We start from the raw sequence: 24,558 nt of genomic DNA, 5'->3' as shown, positions 1-24,558 counted from the left end.
ATCGCCTCCGGCCGTCTTTCGTGGAAGGGGCGATGACCGTCACGCTTCATGTCTGCATCACCTGCCGTGCCGGCCAGACGCTCGCCGAGGGCGAAGTCACGCCCGGAAAGCGCCTGCATGGCGCGATCCTCGACGCCGGTGTGCCCGAGGGCGTCACCGTGGTTCCCGTCGAATGTCTTTCGGCTTGCAGCCAGGGCTGCTCGGTGGCGCTGAGCGCGCCCGGCCGCTGGTCCTATGTTTATGGCCGATTGTCCGATGCCAACGCACGCGATGTGGTCGCGGGTGCCACGGCCTATGCGGCGGCGCCTGACGGCATCGTACCCTGGCGCAGCCGTCCCGAGATCTTCCGCAAGCAGTCGCTTGCCCGTATTCCCCCCATTGCCGTCGTGCCGGAGGCCGCCGAATGAACTCGCTCGCAAAAGTGCCGGTTACGGTCGTCACCGGTTTTCTGGGGTCCGGCAAGACCACGCTGATCCAGCACCTTCTCAGCAATGCCAACGGCAAGAAGCTCGCGGTGCTCGTCAACGAGTTCGGCAGCGAGGGTGTCGACGGCGAGATCCTGAAATCCTGCGCTGATGCGAACTGCCCGGAAGAGAATATCGTCGAGCTCGCCAATGGCTGCATCTGCTGCACCGTCGCCGACGATTTCATTCCGACCATGGAGCAGCTTCTGGCGCGGCCCGTGAAGCCCGATCACATCCTGATCGAGACATCGGGCCTGGCGCTGCCAAAGCCGCTGCTCAAGGCGTTCGACTGGCCGGAGATCCGTTCGCGCATCACGGTCGACGGCGTGATCGCACTCGCCGATGCCGAGGCCGTCGCAGCCGGCCGCTTCGCGCCGGATCCCGACGCGGTCGAAGCGCAGCGTGCGGCGGATGAAAATCTCGATCACGAGACGCCGCTGTCGGAGGTGTTCGAGGACCAGATCGCCTGCGCCGACATCGTGCTGCTGACCAAGGCCGATCTTGCCGGCGCCGCAGGCCTCGAGGCAGCCAAGGCGGCGATCTTGGCCGAGATGCCGCGCCGCGTGCCGATGCTGCCGGTCACAGATGGCGCGATCGACGTGCGCGTGATCCTCGGCCTGGGTGCTGCCGCGGAGAATGATCTCGCCGCGCGGCCCTCGCATCATGATGGCGAGGAGGAGCACGAGCATGACGACTTTGCCTCCGTCGTGATCGATCTTCCGGAGGTCAGGGATATCGACGGGCTGGTCGCATCGATCCAGAAGCTTGCGCGTGAGCAGAACGTGCTGCGTGCCAAGGGCTATATCGCCGTCGCGGGCAAGCCGATGCGCCTGTTGCTGCAGGCGGTCGGCGAGCGCGTGCGGCACCAGTTCGATAAGCCCTGGAGCACGGGCGCGCGGCAGTCGAAGCTGGTCGTGATCGGCGAACACGGCGATATCGACGAGGCCGCAATCAGGGCAGGACTTGGTATCTGATGCACGTCGTCTTCCGCGAGAGCCGCGGTCTGGAGGAGACCGCGACGCCAAGGGACATCGGCCAGGACCCGGCCGATCTCGTGGTGCTCTCGTTCTCGGACTCGGATCTTGCCGCATTCGCGGCCGGCTGGCGGCGCGGCCGCGACAGCCTGCCGTCGCTGCGGCTCGCCAATCTTGCGGAGCTGCGTCATCCGCTCTCGGTCGATACCTATATCGAGCGCACGCTTTCGCAGGCGCGCGGCATTCTGGTGCGCCTGATCGGCGGTGAATCCTACTGGTCCTACGGGCTCGCGGCCCTTCACCAATTGGCAAAGGACCGTAACATCGTGCTGGCGGTGCTGCCGGCCGACGGCCGAGACGATACGCGGCTGGATGCGTACTCGACCCTGCCGGTCTCGACGCTGCGGCGGCTGAAGGTGCTCTGCGACACCGGCGGTCCGGTCGCAGCGCAAGCCGCGATCGCGCAGCTTGCGCTGGCCTCGGGTCTCTATGCCGGGCCGGTCGTCGGCGAAATGAACGTTCCCGAAATGGGGTTCTACGATCCTGTACGCGGCGTGATCGCGGCGCCCCCTGGCTCCGACGGCAAGCCGCGCGCGCTTGTGACCTTCTATCGCGCCTATCTCACCGCCGCGGACACCGGTCCCGTTGATGCCCTGATCGCGGCGTTGCGCAAGCAGGGCTTTGACGCCTTTGGCGTGTTCGTCGTCTCGCTGAAGGCTGCGGGCGTTGCGGATTGGCTGCGCGCGCATCTTACGCAAAGCCCTCCGGCGGCGATCGTCAATGCGACGGCGTTCTCCGCGGCGGGCGATGACGGCACGACGCCGTTCGATGCAGCCTCATGCCCGGTGTTCCAGGTCGCGCTCTCGACGGCACGACGGGAGGACTGGTCGGAGTCGCTGCGCGGCCTGTCGCCCGGCGACCTCGCGATGCATGTGGTGCTGCCCGAGGTCGATGGCCGCCTGTTCGCGGGCGTGGTGAGTTTCAAATCGGCCGCTGCGCGCGATCACGATCTGCAATTCTCCCATCTTGCTCATCGTGCGGATGAAGAGCGCGTGAATGTGGTTGCCGCACGTGTTGCGGCCTGGCGGCAGCTTGCGGAGAAGCCGGCCGGTACGAGGCGGCTGGCGATCGTGCTCTCGAATTATCCGGGTCGTCCGCACCAGATCGCGCACGCGGTCGGTCTCGACGCGCTCGCCTCGGTCGAAGCGCTATTGTTCGATCTTGCTGAGACCGGCTTCGACGTCTCGCCGGCGCACGCGCTCGGCGAGACCCTTCTGACGCGGCAGTTGACCTGCAGCGTTGCCGACTATCGCGCGGCGCTCTCGCGTCTTCCGCAGCAATTGCAGGACGATCTCGCGCAAGCCTGGGGCGCGCCGGAAGACGATCCAAGCTGCTGCAACGGCGCGTTCCATTTTGCTGGCCTTGCATGCGGCAAGTCGATCATCGCCGTCCAGCCGGAGCGCGGTGAGGCGAGCACGCGCGATGCTGACTACCACGATCTCGCCCGCACGCCGCGCCACGCCTATGTCGCGTTCTATCTCTGGCTCCGGCAGCAGGGCATCGATGCCGTCGTGCACATGGGCGCGCACGGCACGCTGGAATGGCTGCCCGGAAAATCCGTCGCACTGTCGTTGAGCTGCTGGCCGGAGGCGCTGATTGGCGATCTGCCGGTCATCTATCCCTTCATCGTCAACGATCCCGGCGAGGCTGCACAGGCCAAGCGGCGCATCTCTGCCGTCACGATCGGCCACCTGCCGCCGCCGCTCGCGCAATCCGCGGTGCCGGAAGGCTTGCGCCGGCTTGAACGGCTCCTCGACGAATATTCGACGGCCGATGGTCTCGATCCCGCCCGCCGCCAGCGGTTGATCGCCGCGATCCGCGACGAAGCCCGCGCCGCCGGGCTTGAGGACGATCTCGGCCTGAGCCCCGCGGCTGCGCCGGCCGAAGCAATCCCGCGCATCGATCGCTTCGTCTGCGACCTCAAGGAAAGTCAGTTCGGCGACGGGCTGCACGTGTTCGGCCGCGGCGCCTGCGGCGATGCGGAGCGGGACGCGCTGCGCGCCGCGCTTGCGGGACAACGCGTCGCGCCGGGGCCGTCGGGCTCGCCCTATCGCGGCCGCCAGGACGTGCTGCCCACCGGGCGTAACCTGTTTGCGGTCGATCCGCGCGCCGTGCCGACGCCGTCGGCGCATGCGCAAGGCATCAAGCTCGCGGAAGAGCTGCTCCGCCGCCACTTGCAGGATCACGGCGACTGGCCGAAAGGGCTCGTCGTCGATCTCTGGGGCTCGGCAACGATGCGCACCGCAGGCGAGGAGTTTGCTATGGCGCTGCATCTCGCCGGCCTTGCGCCGCGCTGGGATCACGCCTCTGGGCGTGTGACTGGCTACGACATCATCGCACCGGCCGAGCTCGGCCGTCCCCGCATCGACGTCACGCTGCGTGTATCGGGCCTGTTCCGGGACGTGTTTTCAGGTCTCGCTCAAATGTTCGAGGCCGCAGCCGAGGCGCTCTCCGCGCGCGAGGAGGAGGGCGATGAGAATCCGTATCGCCATTGCGAGGCCCGCGTGTTCGCGCCGCGCCCCGGACAATACGGCGTCGGCCTATCGTCGATCCCGGATGTCTTCACGCCCGATACGCGCGAGGCCGCAGGCGAAGCCTGGCTCGCGGCTTCATCCTGGGCGTTCTCCGCCGATGGCGCGATGCAGCCCGATCGCGCCGGCATCGAGGCGCGGCTTGCCGCCGCCGATGCGTTCGTTCACGTTCAGGACTTGCCGGAAACTGATCTCTTGCTCGCCGCCGATTACGCCGCGCATGAAGCAGGCGTCGCGGCAGCCGCAGCACGCCTCGGCGCGGCCGCGCCATCGCTCTATCATCTCGACGCAACGCGGCCCGAGCAGCCGCATGCGCGTACGCTGACCGAGGAGATTTCGCGTGTGGTGCGTGCGCGGGCCGCCAACCCGGCCTGGATCGCCGGCATGATGCGCCACGGCTTTCGCGGCGCCGCCGAGATCACGGCGACGCTGGAGCATATGGCCGCCTTCGCTCATCTGGCCGGCGCCGTGCCGCCGCATCTGTTCGATCTCTACTTCGACGCGACGCTCGGCAATGACGACGTCCGCACCTTCATGGCGCGCGAGAATCCGGCGGCGCTGGCTGCGATGGAGGCATGCTTCACGCGCCTGCATGAGGCGTCGCTCTGGCAAACGCGCCGCAATTCGATCGCGGCGGCGCTGCGAGAGGCCTCATGAGCGCGGTCGCGATCAAGGGCTGGTGTCCCGGCGCGCTTCGGCCGATGCAGTCGGGCGATGGCCTTGTGGTCCGCATCCGCCCGTTCGGCGGGCGGCTCGAAGCAACACAAATTGTCGGCATTGCCGATCTCGCCGGGCGTTACGGCAATGGCCTGATCGACGTGACGAGCCGCGCCAATCTCCAGATCAGGGGCGTCGATGAACGGGGGCATGGGCCGCTGCTCGATGGGCTTGCGCGATTGGGATTGCTCGACCCCGATCAGGCGACGGAATCGCGGCGCAATATTCTGGTGACACCGTTCTGGGACAATCGCGACGAGACGCAGGCGCTCGCTGCGGAGCTGGAGGAAGCGCTGGCCGACAGCGCGCTCGAGCTTCCGACAAAATTCGGCTTCGCTATCGATGATGGGACATCGCGCGTGCTCGCCGGCGATTCCGCCGATGTGCGCATCGAGCGCGACCGCGTGGGCCGGCTTTTGGTACGGGCCGACGGCGCAAAGCTCGGTCGGTCCGTTACGCGTGGACAAGCTGTGACGACGGCGCTGGCGTTGGCAGAATGGTTCATCGCTTCCGGCGGTATCAAGGGCGGGCGAGGGCGCATGGCCACTCATCTCGCGCGTGGTGTGACATTGCCCGGGACATTGGGCGGCGAGACCGAGCCCGCGCCGATCACGGCCGCGGCGCGCCCCGGCCAATATCCGCAAGGCGCGCTGGTCGGCATCGCCTTCGGGCAATTGCCGCACACGACGCTGCATCAGCTATCCGATTGTGGACATGCGCTGCGCATGACGCCATGGCGAATGGTCCTCAGCGAAGGCAAGCGGGAGATGCCGAGCGCGGCGGGCCTCATCACCGACGCCTTTGATCCCTCGCTGCGCGTCATCGCCTGCAGCGGCGCGCCGCGCTGCCGCGAGGCGCATGCCGACACCCGGGCGCTTGCGGCGGTACTCGCGCCGCGCATCGCTGCCGACACCCGGCTTCATGTTTCCGGCTGCGCCAAGGGCTGCGCCCATTCCGGCGCGGCTGCGGTTACGCTGGTGGCGACCCGCGCCGGATTCGATCTCGTCCGCGACGGCTCGACGCGCGATGAGCCGGTCTTGCGCGGCTTGAGTGGCGCCGACATCGTCGGTGATCCTTCCATTCTGTTGGGAGGCCACTGATGCCGCATCTCTATGAGACCGATGGCGCGGCGATCTATCGGCAATCCTTTGCTACCATCCGCGCGGAGGCGGATCTGGCCCGCTTCACAGCTGATGAAGAGCAGGTCGTGGTGCGGATGATCCATGCCGCCGGCATGGTGGGCCTCGAGGCGCACATCCGCTTCACGCCGGGCATGGCAACCGCGGCGCGGGCTGCCTTAAAGAATGGCGCGCCGATCCTGTGCGACGCGCGCATGGTCTCGGAGGGAATTACGCGCGCGCGACTTCCCGCCGGAAATGCCGTCATCTGCACGCTCGGCGATGTCGCCGTTCCCACGCTCGCGCAATCCATGCGCAACACGCGCTCGGCCGCGGCACTGGAGCTATGGCGGCCGCATCTCGATGGTGCGATCGTTGCGATCGGCAATGCGCCGACCGCGCTGTTTCATCTTCTCAACATGCTGGAGGATCGCGACTGTCCGCGGCCAGCAGCGATCATCGGCTGTCCCGTCGGCTTCGTCGGTGCCGCCGAATCCAAGGCCGCGCTGATGGCCGATCCGCCGGCACCGGCGCTGACGGTCGAGGGCCGCCTCGGCGGCTCGGCGATCACCGTTGCTGCCGTGAACGCGCTGGCGAGCCGGAGCGAATAGCGATGGGACGCATCATCTGTTGCGGTCTCGGTCCCGGCGATCCTGATTTGATGAGCGTGCGCGCGGACCGAATGGTGCGGGCGGCGAAGCACGTTGCCTATTTCCGCAAGAAGGGCGGGCCCGGCCAGGCGCGGCGCATCGTCGAGGGCATGCTTGCAACTGAGGTGACCGAGTATCCGATGGAATATCCGGTCACCACCGAGATCGCTTTCGACAGTCCAGAATATGTTCGGCTCCTTGCCGGTTTCTACGACGAATGGGCGGAGCGCCTGGCGCGGCTTGCTCGCGCTGTCGATGTCGTCGTGCTCTGCGAAGGCGATCCTTACTTCTACGGCTCCTTCATGCATCTGCATACGCGCCTGCAAGGTCGTGTCGAGATCGAGGTGATCGCCGGCATTCCCGGCATGGTCGGCTGCTGGAACGCTGTCGGCCAGCCGATCGCGCTCGGCGACGACGTCACGACGGTGCTGATGGGCACGTTGGCCGAGGATGAGCTCGAACGGCGCATGCGCGATTCCAATGCGCTCGTCATCATGAAGACCGGCCGCAATCTCCAGAAAGTGCACCGCGCGCTCGCCGCTACCGGCCGGCTCGACGATGCCTGGCTGGTGGAGCGCGGCACCATGCCGGGCGAGCGGGTCGCGCGGCTCGCCGACGTCGATGCGGCCGAGTGTCCCTACTTCGCGATCGTGCTCGTGCACGGCAAGGGACGTTTCATGGATAGCGCCGAATGACGGGTACGCTGACCATTGCGGGCCTTGGGCCGGGCAGCGACGCGGTGGTGACGTCGGAGGTCTCCGCCGCGCTTGCGGCTGCAACCGACATTCTGGGCTATGCGCCCTATGTCGCGCGCGTGGCGCCACGGGCCGGACTTAAGCTGCATCCCTCGGACAATCGCGAAGAGCTGCAGCGCGCAAGCGAGGCCTTGCGTCTCGCCGCCGAAGGCGGGCAGGTCGTCGTCGTCTCCTCTGGCGATCCCGGCGTTTTTGCGATGGCCTCTGCCGTGTTCGAGGCACTCGAACAGACGCCGCAATGGCGCGATCTGCCGATCCGCGTGCTACCCGGCGTCACTGCCATGCTGGCGGCGGCGGCGCGCGCGGGCGCGCCGCTCGGCCATGATTTCTGCGCGATCAATCTCTCGGACAATCTGAAGCCATGGGCGGTGATCGAGAAGCGCCTGCGGCTCGCCGCGGAAGCCGATTTTGCCATTGCAATGTACAATCCGAGATCAGTGAGCCGGCCGGAAGGATTTGGCCACGCGCTGTCCGTGTTGAAAGACGCTGGCTGCGGCGAGCGCCTGGTGATTTTCGCGCGTGCGGTCAGTGCACCAGACGAACGGATCGAAACCGTCACATTGCACGAGGCCCGACCCGAGATGGCCGACATGCGCACGCTCGTGATCGTCGGCAATTCGCAGACGCGTCGCGTTGGCCGCTGGGTCTATGCGCCGAGGCAGGTCCGATGACCGAGCCACTGCATCGCTTCGGTGACGCTCTCCACCCGCGATCTCTCGGGCAGCTCCGGCCGCGCGATCATGATCACGGGCAGACCGAGCGCGCGGGCGGCGTCGATCTTGGCGCGTGCGCCATCGCCGCCGGAGTTGCGGGCGACGATCCACGCGATACCGCGCGTGCGCATCATTTCGAGTTCGCCATCAAGCGTGAAAGGTCCGCGCGACACGATCACGTCTGCCGCGAAGGGCGGGGGCGCTGCGGGCGGATCGACGAAACGCAGCGTGTAGGCATGCTGCGGCTTGGTCGCGAACGGCGCGATGTGCTGGCGGCCGATGGCGAGGAATACGCGAGCCGGCGCCTCGGGAAGCGCAGCGACCGCGGCGTTGACGTCAGCGACCTCGATCCAGTTGTCGCCGGGCGCTCGGCCCCAGGGCGCGCGTTCGAGTGCAAGCAGCGGCGTGGCCGTATCCTTGCAGGCCTCGATCGCGTTGCGGCTCATCTCCGCGGCGAAGGGATGCGTCGCATCGACCACATGCGTGATGCCTTCACGTCGAATGTAGTCGGCAAGACCACTCGGCCCACCAAAACCGCCGATGCGGGTCGGCAGCGGCTGGCCGGCAGGAGCGCGGGTGCGGCCGCCATAGGAGTACACCGCGTCGATACCCGCGCGCGCGATCTCCGCCGCGAGCAGGCTCGCGTCGGCCGTTCCGCCCAGAACGAGGGCGCGCGTCATGGCTGATCCCTGGCTGACCATCATCGGTATCGGCGAAGATGGCCTTGCCGGCCTCTCGGACGCAAGCCGAAAGGCGCTCGCCGAGGCCGAAACCGTCTTCGGCGGCGAGCGTCATCTTGCACTCGCAGGCATAACCGGCCGCGGCCGTCCGTGGCCGGTGCCGTTCGACGCGGAAATCGTGCTGAGCCGTCGCGGTCGTCCGACAGTGGTGCTCGCCTCCGGCGATCCGTTCTGGCACGGCGCCGGTGGAAGCCTTGCCGAGAAACTCGATCGCAGCGAATGGACCGCGTACACCGCGCCGTCGACGTTCTCGCTCGTCGCGGCGCGACTGGGCTGGCGACTCGAATCAGTCGTTTGTCTCGGTCTCCACGCCGCGCCATTCGAACGCCTCGTGGCGCATCTGGCGCAAGGTGTGCGGATCATTTGCCTGGTCCGCGACAACAACGCGGCAGGCGACCTCGCAAGATGGCTGACCGCCCACGGCTGGGGCGCTTCGACATTCTGGAATCTCACCGCGCTCGGCGGACCAAGTGAAAGCGTGACGCAGCATCGCGCCGACAGTTATACGAGCGCTTCCACCGGCAACGTGGTCGCGGTGGCGCTGGAGGCGAGGGGAGCGCAGGGCATTCCCCGCAGCTCGGGCCTGTCGGACGATCTCTTCGTCCACGACGGCCAGATCACCAAGCGGCCAGTGCGCGCGCTCGCGCTGTCGGCGCTGGGACCACGCCCTGGCGAGCGGTTGTGGGACATTGGCGCCGGCTCAGGCTCGATCTCGGTCGAATGGGCACTGGGCGGAGGAACTGCGATCGCTGTCGAGGCGCGCGAGGATCGCGCTGCGAACATTCGCCGCAACGCGGCGGCGTTCGGATTGGCGCATCGGATTGCTGTCATCACAGGAAAGGCGCCTGAAGTTCTGGCTTCGCTGGAAGCGCCGAACGCTGTCTTCATCGGCGGAGGTCTCGATAGCGTGATGTTCGACGCTGTCTGGTCGCGGATTCTGGCTGGCACGCGGCTGGTTGCCCATGCCGTGACGCTGGAGACGGACGCGCTGCTCGGTGAGTTGCACCAGCGCCACGGCGGCGAGTTGATGCGGGTCGAGATCGCGCATGTCGGCCCGCTCGGCCGCTATCGCTCCTGGGAGGCGGCGCGTCCGGTGGTGCAATGGAGCGCGGTCCGATGAAAGTTGCCGGTCTCGGGTTCAAGACGGATGTGACGCTTGCCTCGCTTCGCGAGGCGCTGGTTGCGGCCGGCGGTTCCGCGGGCCTTTCCGCTGTCGCAACGGTCAGCCACAAGGCGGACGCGGAACCACTCAAGCTGCTCGCACGCGAGTGTGGCGTGCCGATCAAGGGCATTCCGGCCGAAGTCCTGGCTGGCACCGCAACGCCGACCCAATCAATGCTCATCGTGGAAAAATTCGGTACGGGATCGATCGCCGAGGCCGCAGCAATTGCTGCGGCCGGGCCCGGCGCGCGGCTGATTGCGACGCGGGCGGTCTCGCAGGATCGGACCGCGACGGCGGCGATCGCAGAAGGAGACGGCGCATGACGGTGCATTTCATCGGCGCGGGGCCGGGCGCGGCCGATCTCCTGACCTTGCGCGGACGCGACCTGATCGTCGCCTGTCCGGTCTGCCTCTATGCCGGTTCGCTTGTCCCCGCGGGCGTGCTGGCGCATTGCCCGCCGGGTGCGCGGATCGTCAATACCGCGCCTTTGTCGCTCGACGAGATCATCGCCGAGATTGCCGCCGCGCATGCGCAAGGCAAGGACATCGCGCGGCTGCATTCCGGCGATCTGTCGATCTGGTCGGCGATGGGCGAGCAGTTGCGTCGCCTGCGTGCGCTCGGCATTCCCTACAGCGTCACGCCGGGCGTGCCGGCCTTCTCGGCGGCTGCGGCGGCGCTCGAGGCCGAGCTGACGCTGCCTGGTCTCGCACAGACCGTGGTGCTGACGCGCACGCCGGGCCGTGCCAGCGCAATGCCCGAAGGCGAGAAGCTCGCCGCCTTTGCCGCAACCGGCGCGGTGCTCGCGATCCATCTGTCGATCCATCTGCTCGACAAGGTCATCGTCGAGCTCACGCCGCATTACGGCGCGGACTGCCCGGTCGCCATCGTCTGGCGCGCGAGCTGGCCGGACCAGCGCATCGTGCGCGCCACGCTGTCCACCCTCGATGCCGCGGTCGGTGCCGAGCTCGAACGCACCGCGCTCATCCTAGTCGGCAAGACGCTGGGCTCTGCGGATTTTTCCGAGAGCCGTCTCTATGCCGCAGATTATGACCGCCGCTATCGCCCGGTCGGCCCCGAGCCGCGCTTTCCGGAGGCCTCATGACGACCAGTCTCGTCATCTCCGCACCGGCCTCCGGCGTCGGCAAGACGACGCTGACGCTGGCGCTTGCGCGCGCCTGGCGTGATCGTGGCCTCAAGGTGCAGTGTTTCAAGAGCGGGCCCGACTATATCGATCCGGCATTCCACGCTGCCGCCACGGAGCGCGCTTCCGTCAACCTCGATAGCTGGGCCATGGACCGCGCAATGATCGCCCACTTGGTCAGTCGCGGCACTGATGCCGATATCGTGCTTGCCGAGGGCTCGATGGGCCTGTTCGACGGTGTCGCCGCGCGCGGCGTCTGCGGCACCGGCGCCACCGCCGATATCGCGGAGATGATGGGCTGGCCGGTGCTGCTGGTGATCGATCCATCCGGACAGGCGCAGACGGCTGCAGCGATCGCCGCGGGCCTGCGTGATTACCGCGCCGGCGTGCGCCTTGCCGGCGTGGTGCTCAACCGCGTCGCGAGCCCGCGTCACGAAGATCTCGTGCGGCGCGCGCTCAGCGATGCCGGCATCGCCGTGTTCGGCGCGCTGCCGCGTCACGCCGAGATCAGCCTGCCGAAGCGCCACCTCGGTCTCGTGCAGGCCGAGGAGCAAGCGGAGATCGGCGGCTTGATCGGGGAGGCTGCGCGCTTCGTCGCTGAGCATGTCGATCTCGATGCGGTGTTGCGATCGGCGGCCGCCTGGACGCCTCAAACGGCGACCAATGGCCTGAGTGTGACGCCGCCCGGGCAGCGCATTGCGCTGGCCCGCGACGCCGCGTTCTCGTTCGTCTATCCGCACATGTTGGAAGCCTGGCGCGCGGCCGGCGCCGAGATCGTGACATTCTCGCCGCTCGCCGACGAGGGACCCGATGCGAGTGCCGATGTCTGCTGGCTGCCCGGCGGCTATCCCGAACTGCATGCCGGTCAGCTCGCAGCCAATGCGCGCTTTCGCAGCGGCTTGCGCGCCTTTGCCGAGACGCGGCCCGTGCATGGCGAATGCGGAGGCTATATGGTGCTGGGCACGGCCTTGACCGACGCCGACGGTGTCCGCCACGAGATGACGGGCCTGCTCGGGCTGGAGACGAGCTTTGCAAAGCGCCGCATGCATCTGGGCTATCGTCTCGCCGAACTCGCCGCGCCAATGCCGGGGCATCGGGCCGGCGCACGCCTGCGCGGCCATGAATTCCACTATTCAACCATCATCGCGCAGCCTGATACTGCACTTGCGGTCGTGCGCGATGCCACCGGCGCAGTCATTGCCGAGACCGGCTCGCGCCGCAACCGTGCCACGGGCACGTTCTTCCATCTGATCGCGGAGGACCGGTGAGCGGCTTCGTCTCCTTCGTCTCCGCCGGTCCCGGCGATCCCGAACTCCTCACGGTGAAGGGGGTGGCGCGGCTGCGCGAGGCCGACGTCGTGCTCTATGATGACCTCGCCTCCGGCGCGATCCTCGATCTCGCCCGGCCCGGCGCCAATCTCGTCGCGGTGGGCAAGCGCGCGGGGCGCCCCTCGACCAAGCAGCAGCACGTCAACCGCCTGTTGGTCGACTATGCCGCGACCGGCGCGCGCGTGGTGCGGCTGAAGTCGGGCGATGCCGGAATATTCGGACGTCTGGAAGAGGAGATCGAGACGCTGCGCGCGGCCGGCATCGGCTACGAGATCATCCCCGGCGTCACCTCGGCATGTGTCGCGGCTGCCGAGGCCGGCATTCCCCTGACCCGGCGCCACACCTCGCGCCGGGTACAGTTCGTGACCGGGGCCGATGTCACCGGCGAACTGCCCAAGAATCTCAATTGGGCTGCGCTGGCCGATCCAGAGGCGACGACCGTGGTCTATATGGGCCGCCGCACATTCCCGGATCTCGCCGCGAAGCTGATCGCGCATGGGCTTTCCCCGGACACACCGGCGCTGTTCGCCGAATCCCTCGGTCGCCCGGACGAGCGGTTGCTGCGCACCACGATCGCCGAGCTGGCCAGGCAGCTCGCGCGGGGCGGCGCAGCCACGACGGCCGCCGTCATCGTGTTCGGCGCCCTGGCGGAGGCTGGTTGATCGTGCTGACGCTCTCGCTGATAGGCATCGGTTGCGGCGATCCGGAGCAGCTCACGCTGGCTGCGATCCGTGCCATCAACGCTGCCGATCTCGTCCTGATCCCGCGCAAGGGGACCGCGAAATCCGATCTTGCCGACTTGCGGCGGACGATCTGCGCCGACGTGCTCACCAACGAAAAGACCCGCATTGCTGAATTCGATCTGCCGGTGCGTGACAAGGAAGCGGATTATCGCAAGGGGGTGGACGATTGGCACGACGCTGTCGCCGCGACCTGGTCGCAGGCGATCGCAGATCATCTCGAAGGCGAGGGCCGTGTCGCGCTGCTGATCTGGGGCGATCCCTCGCTCTACGATTCCTCGCTGCGTATCGCGCGCCGGCTTGATCCACTGCCGACAATCGAGGTGGTCTCCGGCATCACCTCGATCCAGGCCTTGTGTGCGGCGCATGCGCTGCCGCTGAACGACATCGGCGAGCCCTTTCTGGTCACGACAGGACGGCGCCTGCGCGAGGGTGGATGGCCGCAAGGAGCAGATACGGTCGTCGTGATGCTTGATGGCGGCACGGCATTTCAGTCGCTCGATCCGAAGGGCCTGCACATCTGGTGGGGTGCCAATCTCGGCATGCCCGATGAGATCATCATGTCTGGCGCGCTCACTGAGGTCGGTCCGCGCATCGTCGCCGCGCGGCAAGAGGCGCGCGAGCGGCATGGCTGGATCATGGACAGCTACATTCTCAAACGCAGGCCATGACGTAAACGAGGTAGCATGCTTCCCGAATGGGTCTACCAGAAATGTCCTGATATCTCCGCGGTCCATCGCGACGCCGCGACCGCGCGTCAGGCGCAACTGACGAAGCCGACCGGCGCGCTCGGGCGGCTCGAGCAGCTTGCGATCGAGCTTGCCGGGCTCCAGGCCACCGAGCAGCCGCGCGCTGGCTGCGTCCCGATCATCGTCTTCGCCGGCGATCATGGCGTGGTCGCGCAAGGCGTGTCGGCCTATCCGCAGGCGGTGACCATTGCGATGATGGCAAATTTTGCGTCCGGCGGCGCCGCGATCTCGGTGCTGGCGCGTGAGCTCGGCTCATCCCTCGAGGTAGTCGACGCCGGCACGCTGGCGCAGGCGAAGATGGCCGGTATCATCACCGACAAGCCACGCAGCGGCACCCGCGACTTCAGCGTCGAGGCCGCGCTCGAACCGTCGGAACTGGCATTTGCCTTTGCATGCGGGCACCGCGCTGTGGCTCGCGCCGCGGCCTCACAGCCAAATCTACTCATTCTCGGTGAGATGGGCATCGGCAACACCACGACCTCGGCGGCGATTGCCGCGAGCCTGCTCGCTATGAGCGCCGAGGAGATCGCGGGCAGCGGCACCGGCATCGATGCGGCCGGCCGCGCGCACAAGGCAAGCGTGATCGACGCCGCGATCGCGCGCCATGGTTTGACCGATGCTTCGCCTGAGAAGATCCTGTACGCCGTCGGTGGTCTCGAAATCGCGGCCATCTGCGGCGCGATCATCGCCGCCGCGCAGCGCCGCATTCCGGTGCTGATCGATGGCTTCATCGTCTCGGTTGCGGCGCTGGCTGCGGTTCGTCTCAACCCGTCATGCCAGCCGTTTCTGCTGGCCTCGCACCAATCCGCGGAGCAGGGGCATCGGCTGGTTCTGCGCGCGCTGAACGTCCAGCCGCTGATCAGCCTCGATCTCAGGCTGGGTGAGGGATCGGGCGCCGCGATCGCGTTGCCGCTGGTCCGTCTGGCCTGCGCACTCCACAACGGCATGGCGACGTTTGCCGAGGCCAACGTGCCGGATCGTCCGGCCTGATGTTCAGCCGGCGCGCTGATTGACGGACACGACGCGCCAGCCGGTCGCGAGCCGGTCGATGCGGGTGAGCGACAACGGATCGATGACGAAGCGGAGCGCCGCCCGCGGCGCAAGATCGAGCGCGATGCAGAGCGCGGCGCGGATCGTGCCGGAGTGGACCACGAGAATGACCGGACCGGTTTTGACGGTCGAGAGGCCTTGGCGGACGCGGGCGATCTGTTCCTCAAAGCTTTCACCACCGGGCGGTTTAGCTCGCGCGGGGTCGTTCCAGAATTGCGCATAGGTATCGCCGCCCGCCGCAGCCAGATCATCGTGGCGCTGGCCGGTCCAGTCGCCAAAATCCTGTTCGCCGAATTCCTGTGCGAGCCTAGGGCTGAGCCCGAGCGCGCGTGCCGTATCGACCGTCCGCCGCGAAGGGCTTGCATAGCTTACAGCTTCACGCGGCAGGCAGCGTCGCAACGCGTTGATCCGCGTGCGGTCGCCGAGATCGGCCGGTGCCTCCGCCGCATGGATCGTGCCCGCGATGCCGTCGACGGCCGCATGACGTATCAGCCAGAGGAAGGTCTCGCCTTCCATTCGATGTCTCCTGAAAACCACTGCGGCAAGAACGCCGCAGCCCAGCCCACATACATTGACTCGGTCCGCCTCTTAATCCTAGATGTCCCTGACGGTTTCCCCGAAAGGGGATGAAAAGGGAATGCGGTGCGGGGATGTATCCCCAATGCCGTAGCTGCCCCCGCAACTGTGAGCGGAGAATCCTTCGTCAGGAGCCACTGGGCCCTCGGTCCCGGGAAGGCGACGAAGCGGTCATGACCCGCAAGCCAGGAGACCTGCCGTCAGCCGTGGTCACACGCGAAAATGTCGGTCGGGGAGTACAGACATTCGGCTTCATCGGAGGGCTGCAAGGCCGAAGGTGAGACCTGGTTCGCTGTGACGTGCCACTGACGTCACACCGAGGTTCGAACCATGTCTTTCATCCGTGCGGCGAGTCCGCGCAAAGTCCTGCTCGCGTCCGCTGCCCTCACATCGCTTGCGTCAATTGACATGCCTGCGGCATCCGCGGAGCAGGCCCGCGATCCGCTGCCGCCGGTCGAGGTGACCCCCGCCCCGTCCCGCAAACCGGCCAAGCCTGCGCGCAGCGAGGGACGGTCCGTGCGCCGAACCGCGGCCGTCAGGCCTGCCGCAGTGCCGGCCGCGCAGAACCCGGTTGTCGCGACCACGGCGCAGACACCGCTCAACACCAATGCGGTGGCCGTAAGCGCCTCGCGCCTCGGCCTGACCGTGCGCGAGATCCCCGCAACCGTCGAGGTGATCTCGGCCGAGACCATGCGCGAGCAGGGCTACCGCACCGTTTCGGAGGTCGCCCAAGGTGCGGTCGGCGTCACCTCCGGCGACAATCCGGCCGAGCCATCGGCCTTCTCGATGCGCGGCTTCACCAACAGCCAGATCAACATGCTCTACAACGGCATCAAGATCGGCCCGCAGAACATGACGTCGCGCATCATGGACACGGCCAATCTCGAGGCCGTGGAATTCCTGAAAGGCCCGGCCTCGGTGATGTCGGGCGAGGGCGCCGCCGGCGGCGCGGTCAATGTCGTCACCAAGCAGCCGCATACCGGACCGATCCGGAATGAAGCTGATTTTTCTTGGGATTCCCTGAACTCGTTCCGCGCCCATTACGGCTCCGGCGGCAGCACCAACGTACAAGGCCTCGACTACCGCTTCGACATCAGCCGTTCCTCGCTGCACGGCTTTGCCGACGATACCAATACAAGGACGTTCGACGTCTCGAGCCAGCTCAACTACCGCATCTCCGACAGTCTTAAGATCTGGGGCGCGATCGAATACCGCGAGGATCGCGGGAGCCCCTATTGGGGCGTGCCGCTGGTGCCGATCGCCTTCAGCGGCTCGCATGCGACGAGCGGCATCGTCTCCGGCAATTACGTTTCGAACTACAACGGCTCGAACCTCGGCGCCGTCACCATCGACGACCGAACCTTCAATACCAACTACAACGTTCTCGATAACCGTAACGTCGCTCAGGAGGTGTGGCTGCGCGGCGGCTTCGAGCTGAAGCTCGCGCCGGGCCTCACCCTGAAGAGCCAGGCCTACGGTTATGGCGCGGAGCGCGAGTGGTTCAACAACGAAGTCGAGGCGTTCAATGCCAATTCGAACCTGGTCGACCGCGAGCGCTTCTATGTCGCGCACAGCCAGCGGCTGGTCGGCAACATCACCGACCTGACCTGGGACACGAATATCGCAGGCTTCGATAATCGCCTTGTCACGACGCTTGCGGTGAGTAACCTCGACTTCGTCCGGCCGGGGGCCGCCAATTTTCCGCACGATCAGGTCACGCTGGTCGATCCCGTGCGCGGCTATTACGGCCTGCTGACGACGCAGCAGCAGACCGCGCGCATCGACAACGAGGCGCTGACTTTCGAGGACCGGCTGAAACTCACACGCAGCTTTGCGCTGGTCGGCGGCCTGCGCGTCGAGCATATCGGGCTCGACCGCAACGCGACCGACGTGAACGGGCTGGAGAAGGCGAACTTCCCGTTCTCGCAGTCCTGGGCACCGGTGACGGGCCGCTTCGGCTACACCTGGGAGGCCGTTCCCGGCCTGACCTTCTTCAGCCAGTACGCCACCGGGGCTGATGTCTCCGCCAACAACATCTTCCTGCTCGCACCCACCCAGCCGCTCGACCTGACGACTTCGCGCACCTATGAGACGGGCGTAAAGCGTTTGTTCTGGGACAACAGGGCGGAGTGGTCGTTCTCGGCCTACGACATCCAGCGCAAGAACGTCTATGCTGCGGCTGGCGGCATGCAGCTCAACATTGCCGGACGGCAGGAGTCGAAGGGCGTGGAGCTCGCGGCGTCTGTCCGTCCCATCGACGCGCTACGGCTGTGGGGCAACATTGCCTATGTCGATGCGCGCTACGCCGATTACAATTTCGTCGGTGGATCGTTCTCAGGGAACACCCCGCCGAACGTACCGCGCATCGTCGCCAATGCGGGGGCATCGTACCGCTTCTTCACGCCCTGGCCGGTCGAGCTCGGCATCGTCGGCCGCCATGTCGGCGACCGCTTCAACACCGATGCGAACGTCGTGACGCTGAAAGCCTACACTGTGGCCGACGTCTATGCCTTCGTCGACATCCCCAGGACGGTGTTTGGCGCGGTCGACCAGGCCCGCCTGACCTTCCGCGTGCGCAACATCACCGACAAGCGCTATGCGATCTGGGGTGACCCGTTCTATCCCGATCAGATCCTCTTGGGAGCGCCACGCACCTACGAGGTCTCCGCGGCGTTCAAATGGTGAGGCGCTGAAGGTATGATGGGCGCGATCGTCCTTGTGCATCGCTGGCTCGGCATCGCATTTTGCCTGCTGTTCGCCATGTGGTTCGCGACAGGGATCGTGATGCACTTCGTTCCGTTTCCGTCGCTGACGGAGGCGGAACGCTTTGCTGGCCTCGCGAGTCTCGATCGCACGTCGGTGGTCATCGCCGCTGCTGACGCGGTCGCCGCCAGCGGGATCGCGGACGCCAGGCGCGTTCGCCTGATCCAGCGCAGCAACGGTCCCGTGTACATCGTCTCGGGCCCGTCGCGCTTGCGCGCCGTCCGCGCCTCCGATGGAACCGATGCAGCGGTGGCGTCGCCCGATGTCGCGCTTGCGATCGCACGGGATCATGCCCGCCGGCGCGGGCTCGACGCCGCGCATGCGGCCATCGTCGCGCGCGCCCGCTACGATCAATGGAGCGTGCCGAACGGTTTTGATCGGCACCGGCCGTTGTTTCGCGTTGGGCTCGGCGACGCCGCCGGGACCGAGGTCTATGTATCGCCCCGCACAGGCGAGGTCGTGCTGGACACGACGCGGAGCGAGCGTGGCTGGAATTTCGCCGGCAGCGTCCTGCACTGGATCTATCCGACGGTACTCCGAAGCAACTGGCCGCTATGGGATCGCTTGGTCTGGACGTTGTCGCTGCTGGCTCTGATCGCAGCCGTACTCGGTGCGGTGTTGGGCATCGCGCGGATCAGATTGCCTTATCGCGGCTGGCACGCCTTGCATCACATCATCGGCCTTGTGGCGACGACATTCGTGCTGACATGGATCTTCAGCGGCTGGCTCTCCATGGATCACGGCCGGCTGTTTTCGCGCGGCGAGTTGACGCCAGCCGAAGCGGTCGCCGCGGGCGCTGCTCCGGATTGGATCGCAGCCGTGTCGTTGGATCATGCGCCGCTGTCGCCGTCCGCCCGCGAGGTCGAATGGTTCGCCTTCAACGGCCAACTCTATCGCCGCGACCGGATCGCGCTCGATAAGCAAGTCCTGTTCGGCGCAGACGAGGGCGGGCCGGTTCGGCAGACGGGATTCCTCAGTGCGGGCGAGGTCCAGCGATTTGTTGCCCGCCTTGCGACAGGCTGCGACACGCCGACCGTCCTTGCGGCCAACGACGACTATCCCGCGTACTCCGTCGTCTCTCGCGCGCCCGTCTACCGTACCATATGCGGCGACGTCTGGTTCGACATCGACGCTGCCGACGGCACCGCACTACAAAGGCTCGACGCGTCGCGGCGGGCCTATCGCTGGCTCTACAGCGCGCTGCACACGCTCGATTTTCCGGTCCTGATGGCGCACCCGATGCTGCGTGACGGCCTGATCGTCGGCCTCTGCGCCCTTGGGTTCGTATTCTCCATCACCGGGATCGTCATCGGCTGGCGCCGCCTGCGCCTCTCTTTCGCTGCATGAGAGGAAGATCAGCGATGCGCTGCTGCGACATCACGGATCCCTTTTCGCCGGCCGGCTTTCAGTGTAGCTCTGCCCCGGCTTGGAACGGCGGGCGCCCATCCCGCCGACGATGCGAAAATCATGTCAGGAGGCAGCAAGGATGTACCCGAAAGTTCAGATGTTCATCGCCGGCGAGTGGACCGATGGTTCCTCCGGCAAGTCGGAGGACATCCTCAACCCCGCGACCGGTCAGCCGATCGGCAAGACCCCGCACGCCTCCCGCAGGGACCTCGACCAGGCGCTGGAAGCCGCCAAGGCCGGCTTCGAGACCTGGCGCCGGACCTCGCCGTTCGACCGCTACAAGCTGATGCGGAAAGCGGCCGACATCATTCGCTCGCGCGCCGCCGAGATCGCGCCGGTGATGACCATGGAGCAGGGCAAGCCGATCGCGGAAGCAACCGGTGAGACCATGCTGGCCGGCGACCTCATCGACTGGTTCGCGGAAGAAGCGCGCCGCGCCTATGGCCGCATCGTGCCGCCGCGGATGGGCAACGTCTCCCAGCTCGTGACCAAGGAGCCGGTCGGCCCCGTCGCCGCCTTCACACCCTGGAATTTCCCGATCAACCAGGCGGTGCGCAAGATCTCGGCTGCGCTCGCCGCGGGCTGTTCGATCATCGTCAAGGGGCCCGAGGAGACCCCGGCAAGCTGCATGGAGCTGGTGCGGGCCTATGCGGACGCGGGCATTCCCGCCGGCGTCGTCAATCTCGTCTTCGGCGTACCGTCCGAAGTGTCGGAATATCTCATCCCGCACCCGATCATCCGCAAGATCAGCTTCACCGGCTCGACCGCCGTCGGCAAGCATCTCGCTGCGCTGGCCGGCGCCCACATGAAGCGCGTCACTATGGAGCTCGGCGGCCACGCACCGGCGATCGTGTTCGAGGATGCCGATCTGGACAACGCGGCCAAGATTCTGTCGGCCAACAAGTTCCGCAACGCCGGCCAGGTCTGCGTGGCGCCGACGCGCTTCCTGGTGCATGAGAGCGTCTACGAGCCGTTCGTCGACAAGTTCGTCGCGGCCGCCAAGAGCCTCAAGGTCGGCAACGGCCTCGACAAGGACACCCGCATGGGGCCGCTCGCCAATCCACGCCGCGTCGATGCGATGGAAGGCCTCGTCTCCGACGCAGTGCAGCGCGGCGCCAATGTGCGCACCGGCGGTAAGCGCATCGGCAACGAAGGCTTCTTCTTTGAGCCGACGGTGCTGACCGATGTGGCGCGCGATGCGCGCATCATGAACGAGGAGCCGTTCGGTCCGGTCGCGCCGATCACCTCGTTCCGCAGCTACGCCGAGGTGGTGGCCGAGGCGAACCGTCTGCCCTATGGGCTTGCGGCTTATGCCTACACCACCTCGACCAAGACGATGCAGGCGATCGGTGCCGACGTCGAGAGCGGCATGGTGTCGATCAACCATCACGGGCTCGCGCTGCCGGAGGTGCCGTTCGGCGGCATCAAGGATTCCGGCTACGGCTCGGAAGGCGGACTTGAGGCGATCGAGGGCTACCTCAACACCAAGTTTGTGACCCAGGCGAGCGCTTGACGCGCGCCGTCCATAGCGAAGCGCGTCACGGCCTGCCGTGGCGCGCTTTTCTACTTCGCCGTGACCGTGCGCGCCGAGAGCGTGACGAGGCACATCAGCGCGGCGAGCATCCAGAACGCCAACGGCAGGCCGCCGGCATGGGCGACAAAACCAATGCCGGCGGGGCCGATCAGAATGCCCGCATAGCCGGCGGTGGTGATCGCCGCCACCGCAAGCCCGACCGGCATCGCGGTTTGCGTGGCGGAACGGCGGAACAGCACCGGCACCAGGTTTGAAGCGCCGAGGCCGATGAGCAGGAAGCCGGCCATTGCAACGGCCGCGCCGGTTGCGAGCAGCAGCACCGCAAGACCCGCGACTGCAAGCAAACTTCCCGACACCAGCGTCGCGCGATCGCCGACACGCGCCACGACGGCGTCGCCGCCGAGCCGCCCCGCCGTCATTGCGATCGAGAATACGATGTAGCCGATGCCGCCTTGCGCCTCGCCGACGAGGTCGGCGCCGATGACGAGCAGCGCGCCCCAGTCGAGGATTGCGCCCTCGACCAGAAAGGTGATGGCGGCAAGCAGCGCGAGCAAGAGCACGATGCCGTGCGGAAGGACGAACAGCGGCCCGTCCTGCGTCTGCGGCGAGCGTAAGAGGCGCGGCCAGGCAAGCCCCATCGCGAGCAGCATCAGCATAGAGCAGATCAGCGTGCTTGCGAGTGGTGCAAGGTGGAATGAGAGCAGGGTCGTCATCACGGCGGATCCGGCGAACCCGCCGATGCTGAAGAGCGCATGAAAGCCGGACATCAGCGGCTGCCCCGCCGCGCGCTCCACCTCGACCGCATGGATGTTCACGGCGACGTCGATGGAGCCGAGCGAGGCGCCGAATGCGAGCAGCGCCAGCGCCAGCGCCACGGGCGAGCCCACGATTGTCAGCAGCGGCAGCACGAGGGCGAGGCCGAGCCCGCCGGCGATGATGATCGGCTTGCTGCCATAGCGCGCGCTCAGGATCCCCGTTGCGAGCATCGCGACGACGGAGCCGATGCCGAGGCTGAGCAGCAGCAAGCCAAGGACCGCATCATCGACGGCAAGCCGTTCCTTGGCGAACGGCACCAGCGGCGCCCAGCACGCGATACCGAAGCCCGCGACCAGAAACGAAAGCCGTGTCGCAAGCCGTGTCGCCGGCCGGTCGGCTGAAGTCATCGATGAAACTCCGGGGAAGGAAGCGCGCGATCACGGGAGAGGAGGATGCTTAGATCATCAACCAGGGTCGCATGCCAGGGTTCCGACAGCGCAGCGAGTTGACGAATTGTGTCATCGTGACATCGCAACTTATGCCGTCATTGCGCGCCAACGGGTCCGCGCGGAGCGCGGCCCGATGACGCGAGCCCGGAATCCATCGTGCAGCGTGCGACGCGGAGAAATCGATACCGGGCTCGCGCCAAATGGCGCGCCCCATTGCGCACTTGCGCAATGTGGAATGACAGCGAATGGGCCACTGGCTGCCCTGTCTCTCCCCTGTGCATAGGGTGCGCAATGTCTTGGCACAGGGGTCTCATGGGTGCCAGCCGGCGCCCGACCTTCCCTGTGCCCTCTCATCGAGGGAACGACGAGGCGCGCCGATTGCGGCAGTGTCGAGCTGCTTGCGTGGAAGTGCCAAGAGAGAAGTGCCAAGAGAAGTGTCAAGGGTCGATCAGAATCCTGTTGGCCAAAGCTCGATTGCTGGCATACCATTTGCACCGCGACGGCGTCGGTTTCACCAGCGCTCGGTCCTTGAGCGGCTGGCATCACAGCACCACGGGGAGGACTTCATGGATCGCAGGACCGTATTGAAGGGACTGGCCGGCGCAGGCGGTCTGGCATTGACCAGTGGCCTCGCTGCCCCCGCGCTGGCGCAAGGCGCCGCCGCACGCACCCTCCGTTTCGTGCCGCAAGCCAACCTCGCCAATTTCGATCCGATCTGGGGCACGCAATACGTCGTGCGCAACGCCGCCGCGCTGGTCTGGGATACACTTTATGGGATCGACGCGCAGCTCCAGCCGCAGCGCCAGATGGTCGAGTCCGAGGAGGTGACCGACGACGGCACGACCTGGACGTTCAAACTGCGGCCGGGGCTGAAGTTCCATGACGGCGAGCCGGTGCTGAGCAAGGACGTCGTCGCGAGCCTCTCGCGCTGGGCGGCGCGCGATCCGATGGGCCTGATGATCAAGGCCCTGCAACAGGAGCTCACCGCCGTCGACGACCGCACCTTCAAATGGGTCCTGAAGCAGCCCTTCCCGAAGATGCTCTACGCGCTCGCCAAGAACAATTCGCCTTGCAGCTTCATCATGCCCGAGCGCATCGCGCAGACCGACCCGTTCAAGCAGATCACCGACTATGTCGGCTCCGGGCCAATGAAGTTCGCCAAGTCCGAGTGGGTGCCCGGCGCGAAGTCCGTGTTCGAGAAGTTCGCCGACTATGTGCCGCGGCAGGAGAAGGCGTCCTGGCTCGCCGGCGGCAAGCAGATCCTGGTCGATCGCGTGGAGTGGGTGGTGATGCCGGATCCGGCCACCGCGGCTGCCGCCTTGCAGAACGGCGAGGTCGATTGGTGGGAGAACCCGATTGCCGACCTCGTCCCCGTGCTGAAAAAGAACAAGAACATCAGCGTCGACATCGGCGATCCCCTGGGAAATATCGGATCGTTCCGCATGAATCACCTGTTCCCGCCCTTCAACGACGTGCGGGCGCGCCGCGCGGTGCTGATGGCGCTCAGTCAGGAAGACTACATGCGCGCGATCGTCGGGGACGACAATGCGCTCTGGAAGCCGCTGCCCGGCTTCTTCACGCCGGACACGCCGCTCTATAGCGAACTGGGCGGCGAGATCCTGAAGGGCAAGCGCGATTTCGACGCTGCCAAGAAGCTGCTCGCCGAAAGCGGCTATGCGGGCCAGCCGGTCACGTGCCTCGTGGCGCAGGACCAGCCGATCACCAAGGCGCAGGGCGACGTGACTGCGGACCTCCTGAAGAGGCTCGGCATGAATGTCGACTTCGTCGCGACCGACTGGGGCACGGTCGGCTCCCGCCGCGCGCAGAAGACACCGCCAGGGCAGGGTGGCTGGAACATGTTCCACACCTGGCATGCGGGCGCCGATTGCATCAATCCCGCCCCGTACACCGCCGTTCGCGCCAATGGCGACAAGGCCTGGTTCGGCTGGCCCAACAGCCCAGGCGTCGAGAAGGAGGTCACGGCCTGGTTCGACGCCAAGAATCTCGACGAGGAGAAGGCCGCAGTCGGTCGCCTCAACAAGGCGGCGCTCGAGGACGTCGTCTACGCGCCGACCGGTTTCTTCCTGAGCTACACGGCCTGGCGCAAGAACGTTGCCGGCATCACCAAGGGGCCGTTGCCGTTCTTCTGGGGCGTGTCGAAGTCCGCATGACGGTGCGCTG

At 66.7% G+C, this 24,558-nt stretch carries 21 protein-coding genes and 1 riboswitch; of the genes, 18 read left to right on the top strand and 3 right to left on the bottom strand.

Annotated elements, in window-relative coordinates; all coding sequences use genetic code 11:
• The first annotated feature begins 32 nt into the window (after window positions 1-32).
• Genes MTX21_RS10910 through cobJ form a run of 7 tightly spaced genes read left to right on the top strand, consistent with a single transcriptional unit; the run spans window position 33 to window position 7,940 of the window.
• Window positions 33-407, top strand: coding sequence for a DUF1636 domain-containing protein (locus MTX21_RS10910; protein ID WP_280964806.1), 375 nt, complete (start codon window positions 33-35; stop codon window positions 405-407).
• Window positions 404-1,438: a cobalamin biosynthesis protein CobW gene (gene cobW, locus MTX21_RS10905; protein ID WP_280964805.1), complete on the top strand. Its 1,035-nt coding sequence runs from the start codon at window positions 404-406 to the stop codon at window positions 1,436-1,438. Before MTX21_RS10910 ends, cobW begins: the two co-directional genes overlap by 4 nt.
• On the top strand, window positions 1,438-4,686 hold the full coding sequence (gene cobN / locus MTX21_RS10900) for a cobaltochelatase subunit CobN (RefSeq protein WP_280964804.1): 3,249 nt from the start codon (window positions 1,438-1,440) through the stop codon (window positions 4,684-4,686). Before cobW ends, cobN begins: the two co-directional genes overlap by 1 nt.
• Window positions 4,683-5,846 (top strand): precorrin-3B synthase, encoded by a 1,164-nt coding sequence (cobG, locus tag MTX21_RS10895; RefSeq protein WP_280964803.1) that lies wholly within the window; start codon window positions 4,683-4,685, stop codon window positions 5,844-5,846. Before cobN ends, cobG begins: the two co-directional genes overlap by 4 nt.
• On the top strand, window positions 5,846-6,475 hold the full coding sequence (locus tag MTX21_RS10890) for a precorrin-8X methylmutase (protein ID WP_280964802.1): 630 nt from the start codon (window positions 5,846-5,848) through the stop codon (window positions 6,473-6,475). The genes cobG and MTX21_RS10890 overlap by 1 nt, the downstream gene beginning before the upstream one ends.
• A gap of 2 nt (window positions 6,476-6,477) precedes the next feature.
• Window positions 6,478-7,209: a precorrin-2 C(20)-methyltransferase gene (locus MTX21_RS10885; protein ID WP_280964801.1), complete on the top strand. Its 732-nt coding sequence runs from the start codon at window positions 6,478-6,480 to the stop codon at window positions 7,207-7,209.
• Complete coding sequence (cobJ, locus tag MTX21_RS10880) at window positions 7,206-7,940, top strand: precorrin-3B C(17)-methyltransferase (RefSeq protein WP_280964800.1); 735 nt, start codon at window positions 7,206-7,208, stop codon at window positions 7,938-7,940. Before MTX21_RS10885 ends, cobJ begins: the two co-directional genes overlap by 4 nt.
• Here cobJ and MTX21_RS10875 read toward each other — a convergent pair.
• A complete protein-coding gene (locus MTX21_RS10875; RefSeq protein WP_280964799.1) occupies window positions 7,916-8,662 on the bottom strand; it encodes a cobalt-precorrin-6A reductase in 747 nt (248 codons plus the stop codon). The two genes, cobJ and MTX21_RS10875, sit on opposite strands and share 25 nt — an antisense overlap.
• Here MTX21_RS10875 and cbiE point away from each other — a divergent pair.
• From cbiE to cobT, 7 genes are read left to right on the top strand one after another with little or no spacing between them, the layout of a single operon-like run.
• On the top strand, window positions 8,661-9,842 hold the full coding sequence (gene cbiE, locus MTX21_RS10870; protein WP_280964798.1) for a precorrin-6y C5,15-methyltransferase (decarboxylating) subunit CbiE: 1,182 nt from the start codon (window positions 8,661-8,663) through the stop codon (window positions 9,840-9,842). The genes MTX21_RS10875 and cbiE overlap by 2 nt on opposite strands.
• Window positions 9,839-10,207: a cobalamin biosynthesis protein gene (locus MTX21_RS10865; RefSeq protein ID WP_280964797.1), complete on the top strand. Its 369-nt coding sequence runs from the start codon at window positions 9,839-9,841 to the stop codon at window positions 10,205-10,207. Before cbiE ends, MTX21_RS10865 begins: the two co-directional genes overlap by 4 nt.
• Window positions 10,204-10,986 (top strand): precorrin-4 C(11)-methyltransferase, encoded by a 783-nt coding sequence (gene cobM, locus MTX21_RS10860; RefSeq protein WP_280964796.1) that lies wholly within the window; start codon window positions 10,204-10,206, stop codon window positions 10,984-10,986. The genes MTX21_RS10865 and cobM overlap by 4 nt, the downstream gene beginning before the upstream one ends.
• Entirely contained in the window at window positions 10,983-12,293 is a 1,311-nt protein-coding gene (locus tag MTX21_RS10855; protein WP_280964795.1) for a cobyrinate a,c-diamide synthase, read from the top strand. Before cobM ends, MTX21_RS10855 begins: the two co-directional genes overlap by 4 nt.
• Entirely contained in the window at window positions 12,290-13,015 is a 726-nt protein-coding gene (cobA, locus tag MTX21_RS10850; protein WP_280964794.1) for a uroporphyrinogen-III C-methyltransferase, read from the top strand. The genes MTX21_RS10855 and cobA overlap by 4 nt, the downstream gene beginning before the upstream one ends.
• Window positions 13,016-13,017: 2 nt before the next feature.
• A complete protein-coding gene (cobF, locus tag MTX21_RS10845; RefSeq protein ID WP_280971022.1) occupies window positions 13,018-13,764 on the top strand; it encodes a precorrin-6A synthase (deacetylating) in 747 nt (248 codons plus the stop codon).
• Window positions 13,765-13,779: 15 nt separating this feature from the next.
• Window positions 13,780-14,832, top strand: a complete 1,053-nt coding sequence (cobT, locus tag MTX21_RS10840; protein ID WP_280964793.1) for a nicotinate-nucleotide--dimethylbenzimidazole phosphoribosyltransferase — start codon at window positions 13,780-13,782, stop codon at window positions 14,830-14,832.
• A 3-nt stretch (window positions 14,833-14,835) separates the two neighbouring features.
• Here the strand turns inward: cobT and MTX21_RS10835 are convergent, their stop codons facing one another.
• Window positions 14,836-15,408 carry a histidine phosphatase family protein gene (locus MTX21_RS10835; RefSeq protein ID WP_280964792.1) on the bottom strand — a complete coding sequence of 191 codons (573 nt, stop codon included), beginning with the start codon at window positions 15,406-15,408 and terminating at the stop codon, window positions 14,836-14,838.
• Between the two features lie 75 nt (window positions 15,409-15,483).
• A riboswitch (cobalamin riboswitch) is annotated at window positions 15,484-15,685 on the top strand.
• Between the two features lie 113 nt (window positions 15,686-15,798).
• On the opposite strand from MTX21_RS10835, the gene MTX21_RS10830 reads away from it, so the two are divergent.
• From MTX21_RS10830 to MTX21_RS10820, 3 genes are all read left to right on the top strand, one after another.
• Window positions 15,799-18,153 carry a TonB-dependent receptor gene (locus tag MTX21_RS10830; RefSeq protein WP_280964791.1) on the top strand — a complete coding sequence of 785 codons (2,355 nt, stop codon included), beginning with the start codon at window positions 15,799-15,801 and terminating at the stop codon, window positions 18,151-18,153.
• A gap of 12 nt (window positions 18,154-18,165) precedes the next feature.
• The gene (locus tag MTX21_RS10825) at window positions 18,166-19,578 is read left to right on the top strand and encodes a PepSY domain-containing protein (RefSeq protein ID WP_280964790.1); all 1,413 of its coding nucleotides are present in this window, start codon (window positions 18,166-18,168) and stop codon (window positions 19,576-19,578) included.
• Window positions 19,579-19,717: 139 nt separating this feature from the next.
• On the top strand, window positions 19,718-21,151 hold the full coding sequence (locus MTX21_RS10820; RefSeq protein ID WP_280964789.1) for an NAD-dependent succinate-semialdehyde dehydrogenase: 1,434 nt from the start codon (window positions 19,718-19,720) through the stop codon (window positions 21,149-21,151).
• A gap of 50 nt (window positions 21,152-21,201) precedes the next feature.
• Here the strand turns inward: MTX21_RS10820 and MTX21_RS10815 are convergent, their stop codons facing one another.
• Window positions 21,202-22,335 (bottom strand): MFS transporter, encoded by a 1,134-nt coding sequence (locus MTX21_RS10815; RefSeq protein WP_280964788.1) that lies wholly within the window; start codon window positions 22,333-22,335, stop codon window positions 21,202-21,204.
• 608 nt (window positions 22,336-22,943) lie between these two features.
• On the opposite strand from MTX21_RS10815, the gene MTX21_RS10810 reads away from it, so the two are divergent.
• The gene (locus MTX21_RS10810; protein ID WP_280964787.1) at window positions 22,944-24,548 is read left to right on the top strand and encodes an ABC transporter substrate-binding protein; all 1,605 of its coding nucleotides are present in this window, start codon (window positions 22,944-22,946) and stop codon (window positions 24,546-24,548) included.
• Window positions 24,549-24,558: the final 10 nt, after the last annotated feature.

It is taken from the genome of Bradyrhizobium sp. ISRA430, from assembly GCF_029909975.1.
Classification (GTDB): domain Bacteria; phylum Pseudomonadota; class Alphaproteobacteria; order Rhizobiales; family Xanthobacteraceae; genus Bradyrhizobium.
This window is presented reverse-complemented; position numbering and strand designations above follow the sequence as displayed.

Coding starts and splice junctions, on each gene's coding strand:
- MTX21_RS10820 (WP_280964789.1), top strand. CDS start 19,718: ATGTACCCGAAAGTTCAGATGTTCATCGCCGGCGAGTGGACCGATGGT.
- MTX21_RS10910 (WP_280964806.1), top strand. CDS start 33: ATGACCGTCACGCTTCATGTCTGCATCACCTGCCGTGCCGGCCAGACG.
- MTX21_RS10865 (WP_280964797.1), top strand. CDS start 9,839: ATGAAAGTTGCCGGTCTCGGGTTCAAGACGGATGTGACGCTTGCCTCG.
- cobW (WP_280964805.1), top strand. CDS start 404: ATGAACTCGCTCGCAAAAGTGCCGGTTACGGTCGTCACCGGTTTTCTG.
- MTX21_RS10825 (WP_280964790.1), top strand. CDS start 18,166: ATGATGGGCGCGATCGTCCTTGTGCATCGCTGGCTCGGCATCGCATTT.
- MTX21_RS10875 (WP_280964799.1), bottom strand. CDS start 8,662: ATGACGCGCGCCCTCGTTCTGGGCGGAACGGCCGACGCGAGCCTGCTC.
- cbiE (WP_280964798.1), top strand. CDS start 8,661: ATGGCTGATCCCTGGCTGACCATCATCGGTATCGGCGAAGATGGCCTT.
- cobG (WP_280964803.1), top strand. CDS start 4,683: ATGAGCGCGGTCGCGATCAAGGGCTGGTGTCCCGGCGCGCTTCGGCCG.
- MTX21_RS10815 (WP_280964788.1), bottom strand. CDS start 22,335: ATGACTTCAGCCGACCGGCCGGCGACACGGCTTGCGACACGGCTTTCG.
- cobM (WP_280964796.1), top strand. CDS start 10,204: ATGACGGTGCATTTCATCGGCGCGGGGCCGGGCGCGGCCGATCTCCTG.
- cobT (WP_280964793.1), top strand. CDS start 13,780: ATGCTTCCCGAATGGGTCTACCAGAAATGTCCTGATATCTCCGCGGTC.
- MTX21_RS10885 (WP_280964801.1), top strand. CDS start 6,478: ATGGGACGCATCATCTGTTGCGGTCTCGGTCCCGGCGATCCTGATTTG.
- MTX21_RS10835 (WP_280964792.1), bottom strand. CDS start 15,408: ATGGAAGGCGAGACCTTCCTCTGGCTGATACGTCATGCGGCCGTCGAC.
- cobN (WP_280964804.1), top strand. CDS start 1,438: ATGCACGTCGTCTTCCGCGAGAGCCGCGGTCTGGAGGAGACCGCGACG.
- cobJ (WP_280964800.1), top strand. CDS start 7,206: ATGACGGGTACGCTGACCATTGCGGGCCTTGGGCCGGGCAGCGACGCG.
- MTX21_RS10810 (WP_280964787.1), top strand. CDS start 22,944: ATGGATCGCAGGACCGTATTGAAGGGACTGGCCGGCGCAGGCGGTCTG.
- MTX21_RS10855 (WP_280964795.1), top strand. CDS start 10,983: ATGACGACCAGTCTCGTCATCTCCGCACCGGCCTCCGGCGTCGGCAAG.
- MTX21_RS10830 (WP_280964791.1), top strand. CDS start 15,799: ATGTCTTTCATCCGTGCGGCGAGTCCGCGCAAAGTCCTGCTCGCGTCC.
- MTX21_RS10890 (WP_280964802.1), top strand. CDS start 5,846: ATGCCGCATCTCTATGAGACCGATGGCGCGGCGATCTATCGGCAATCC.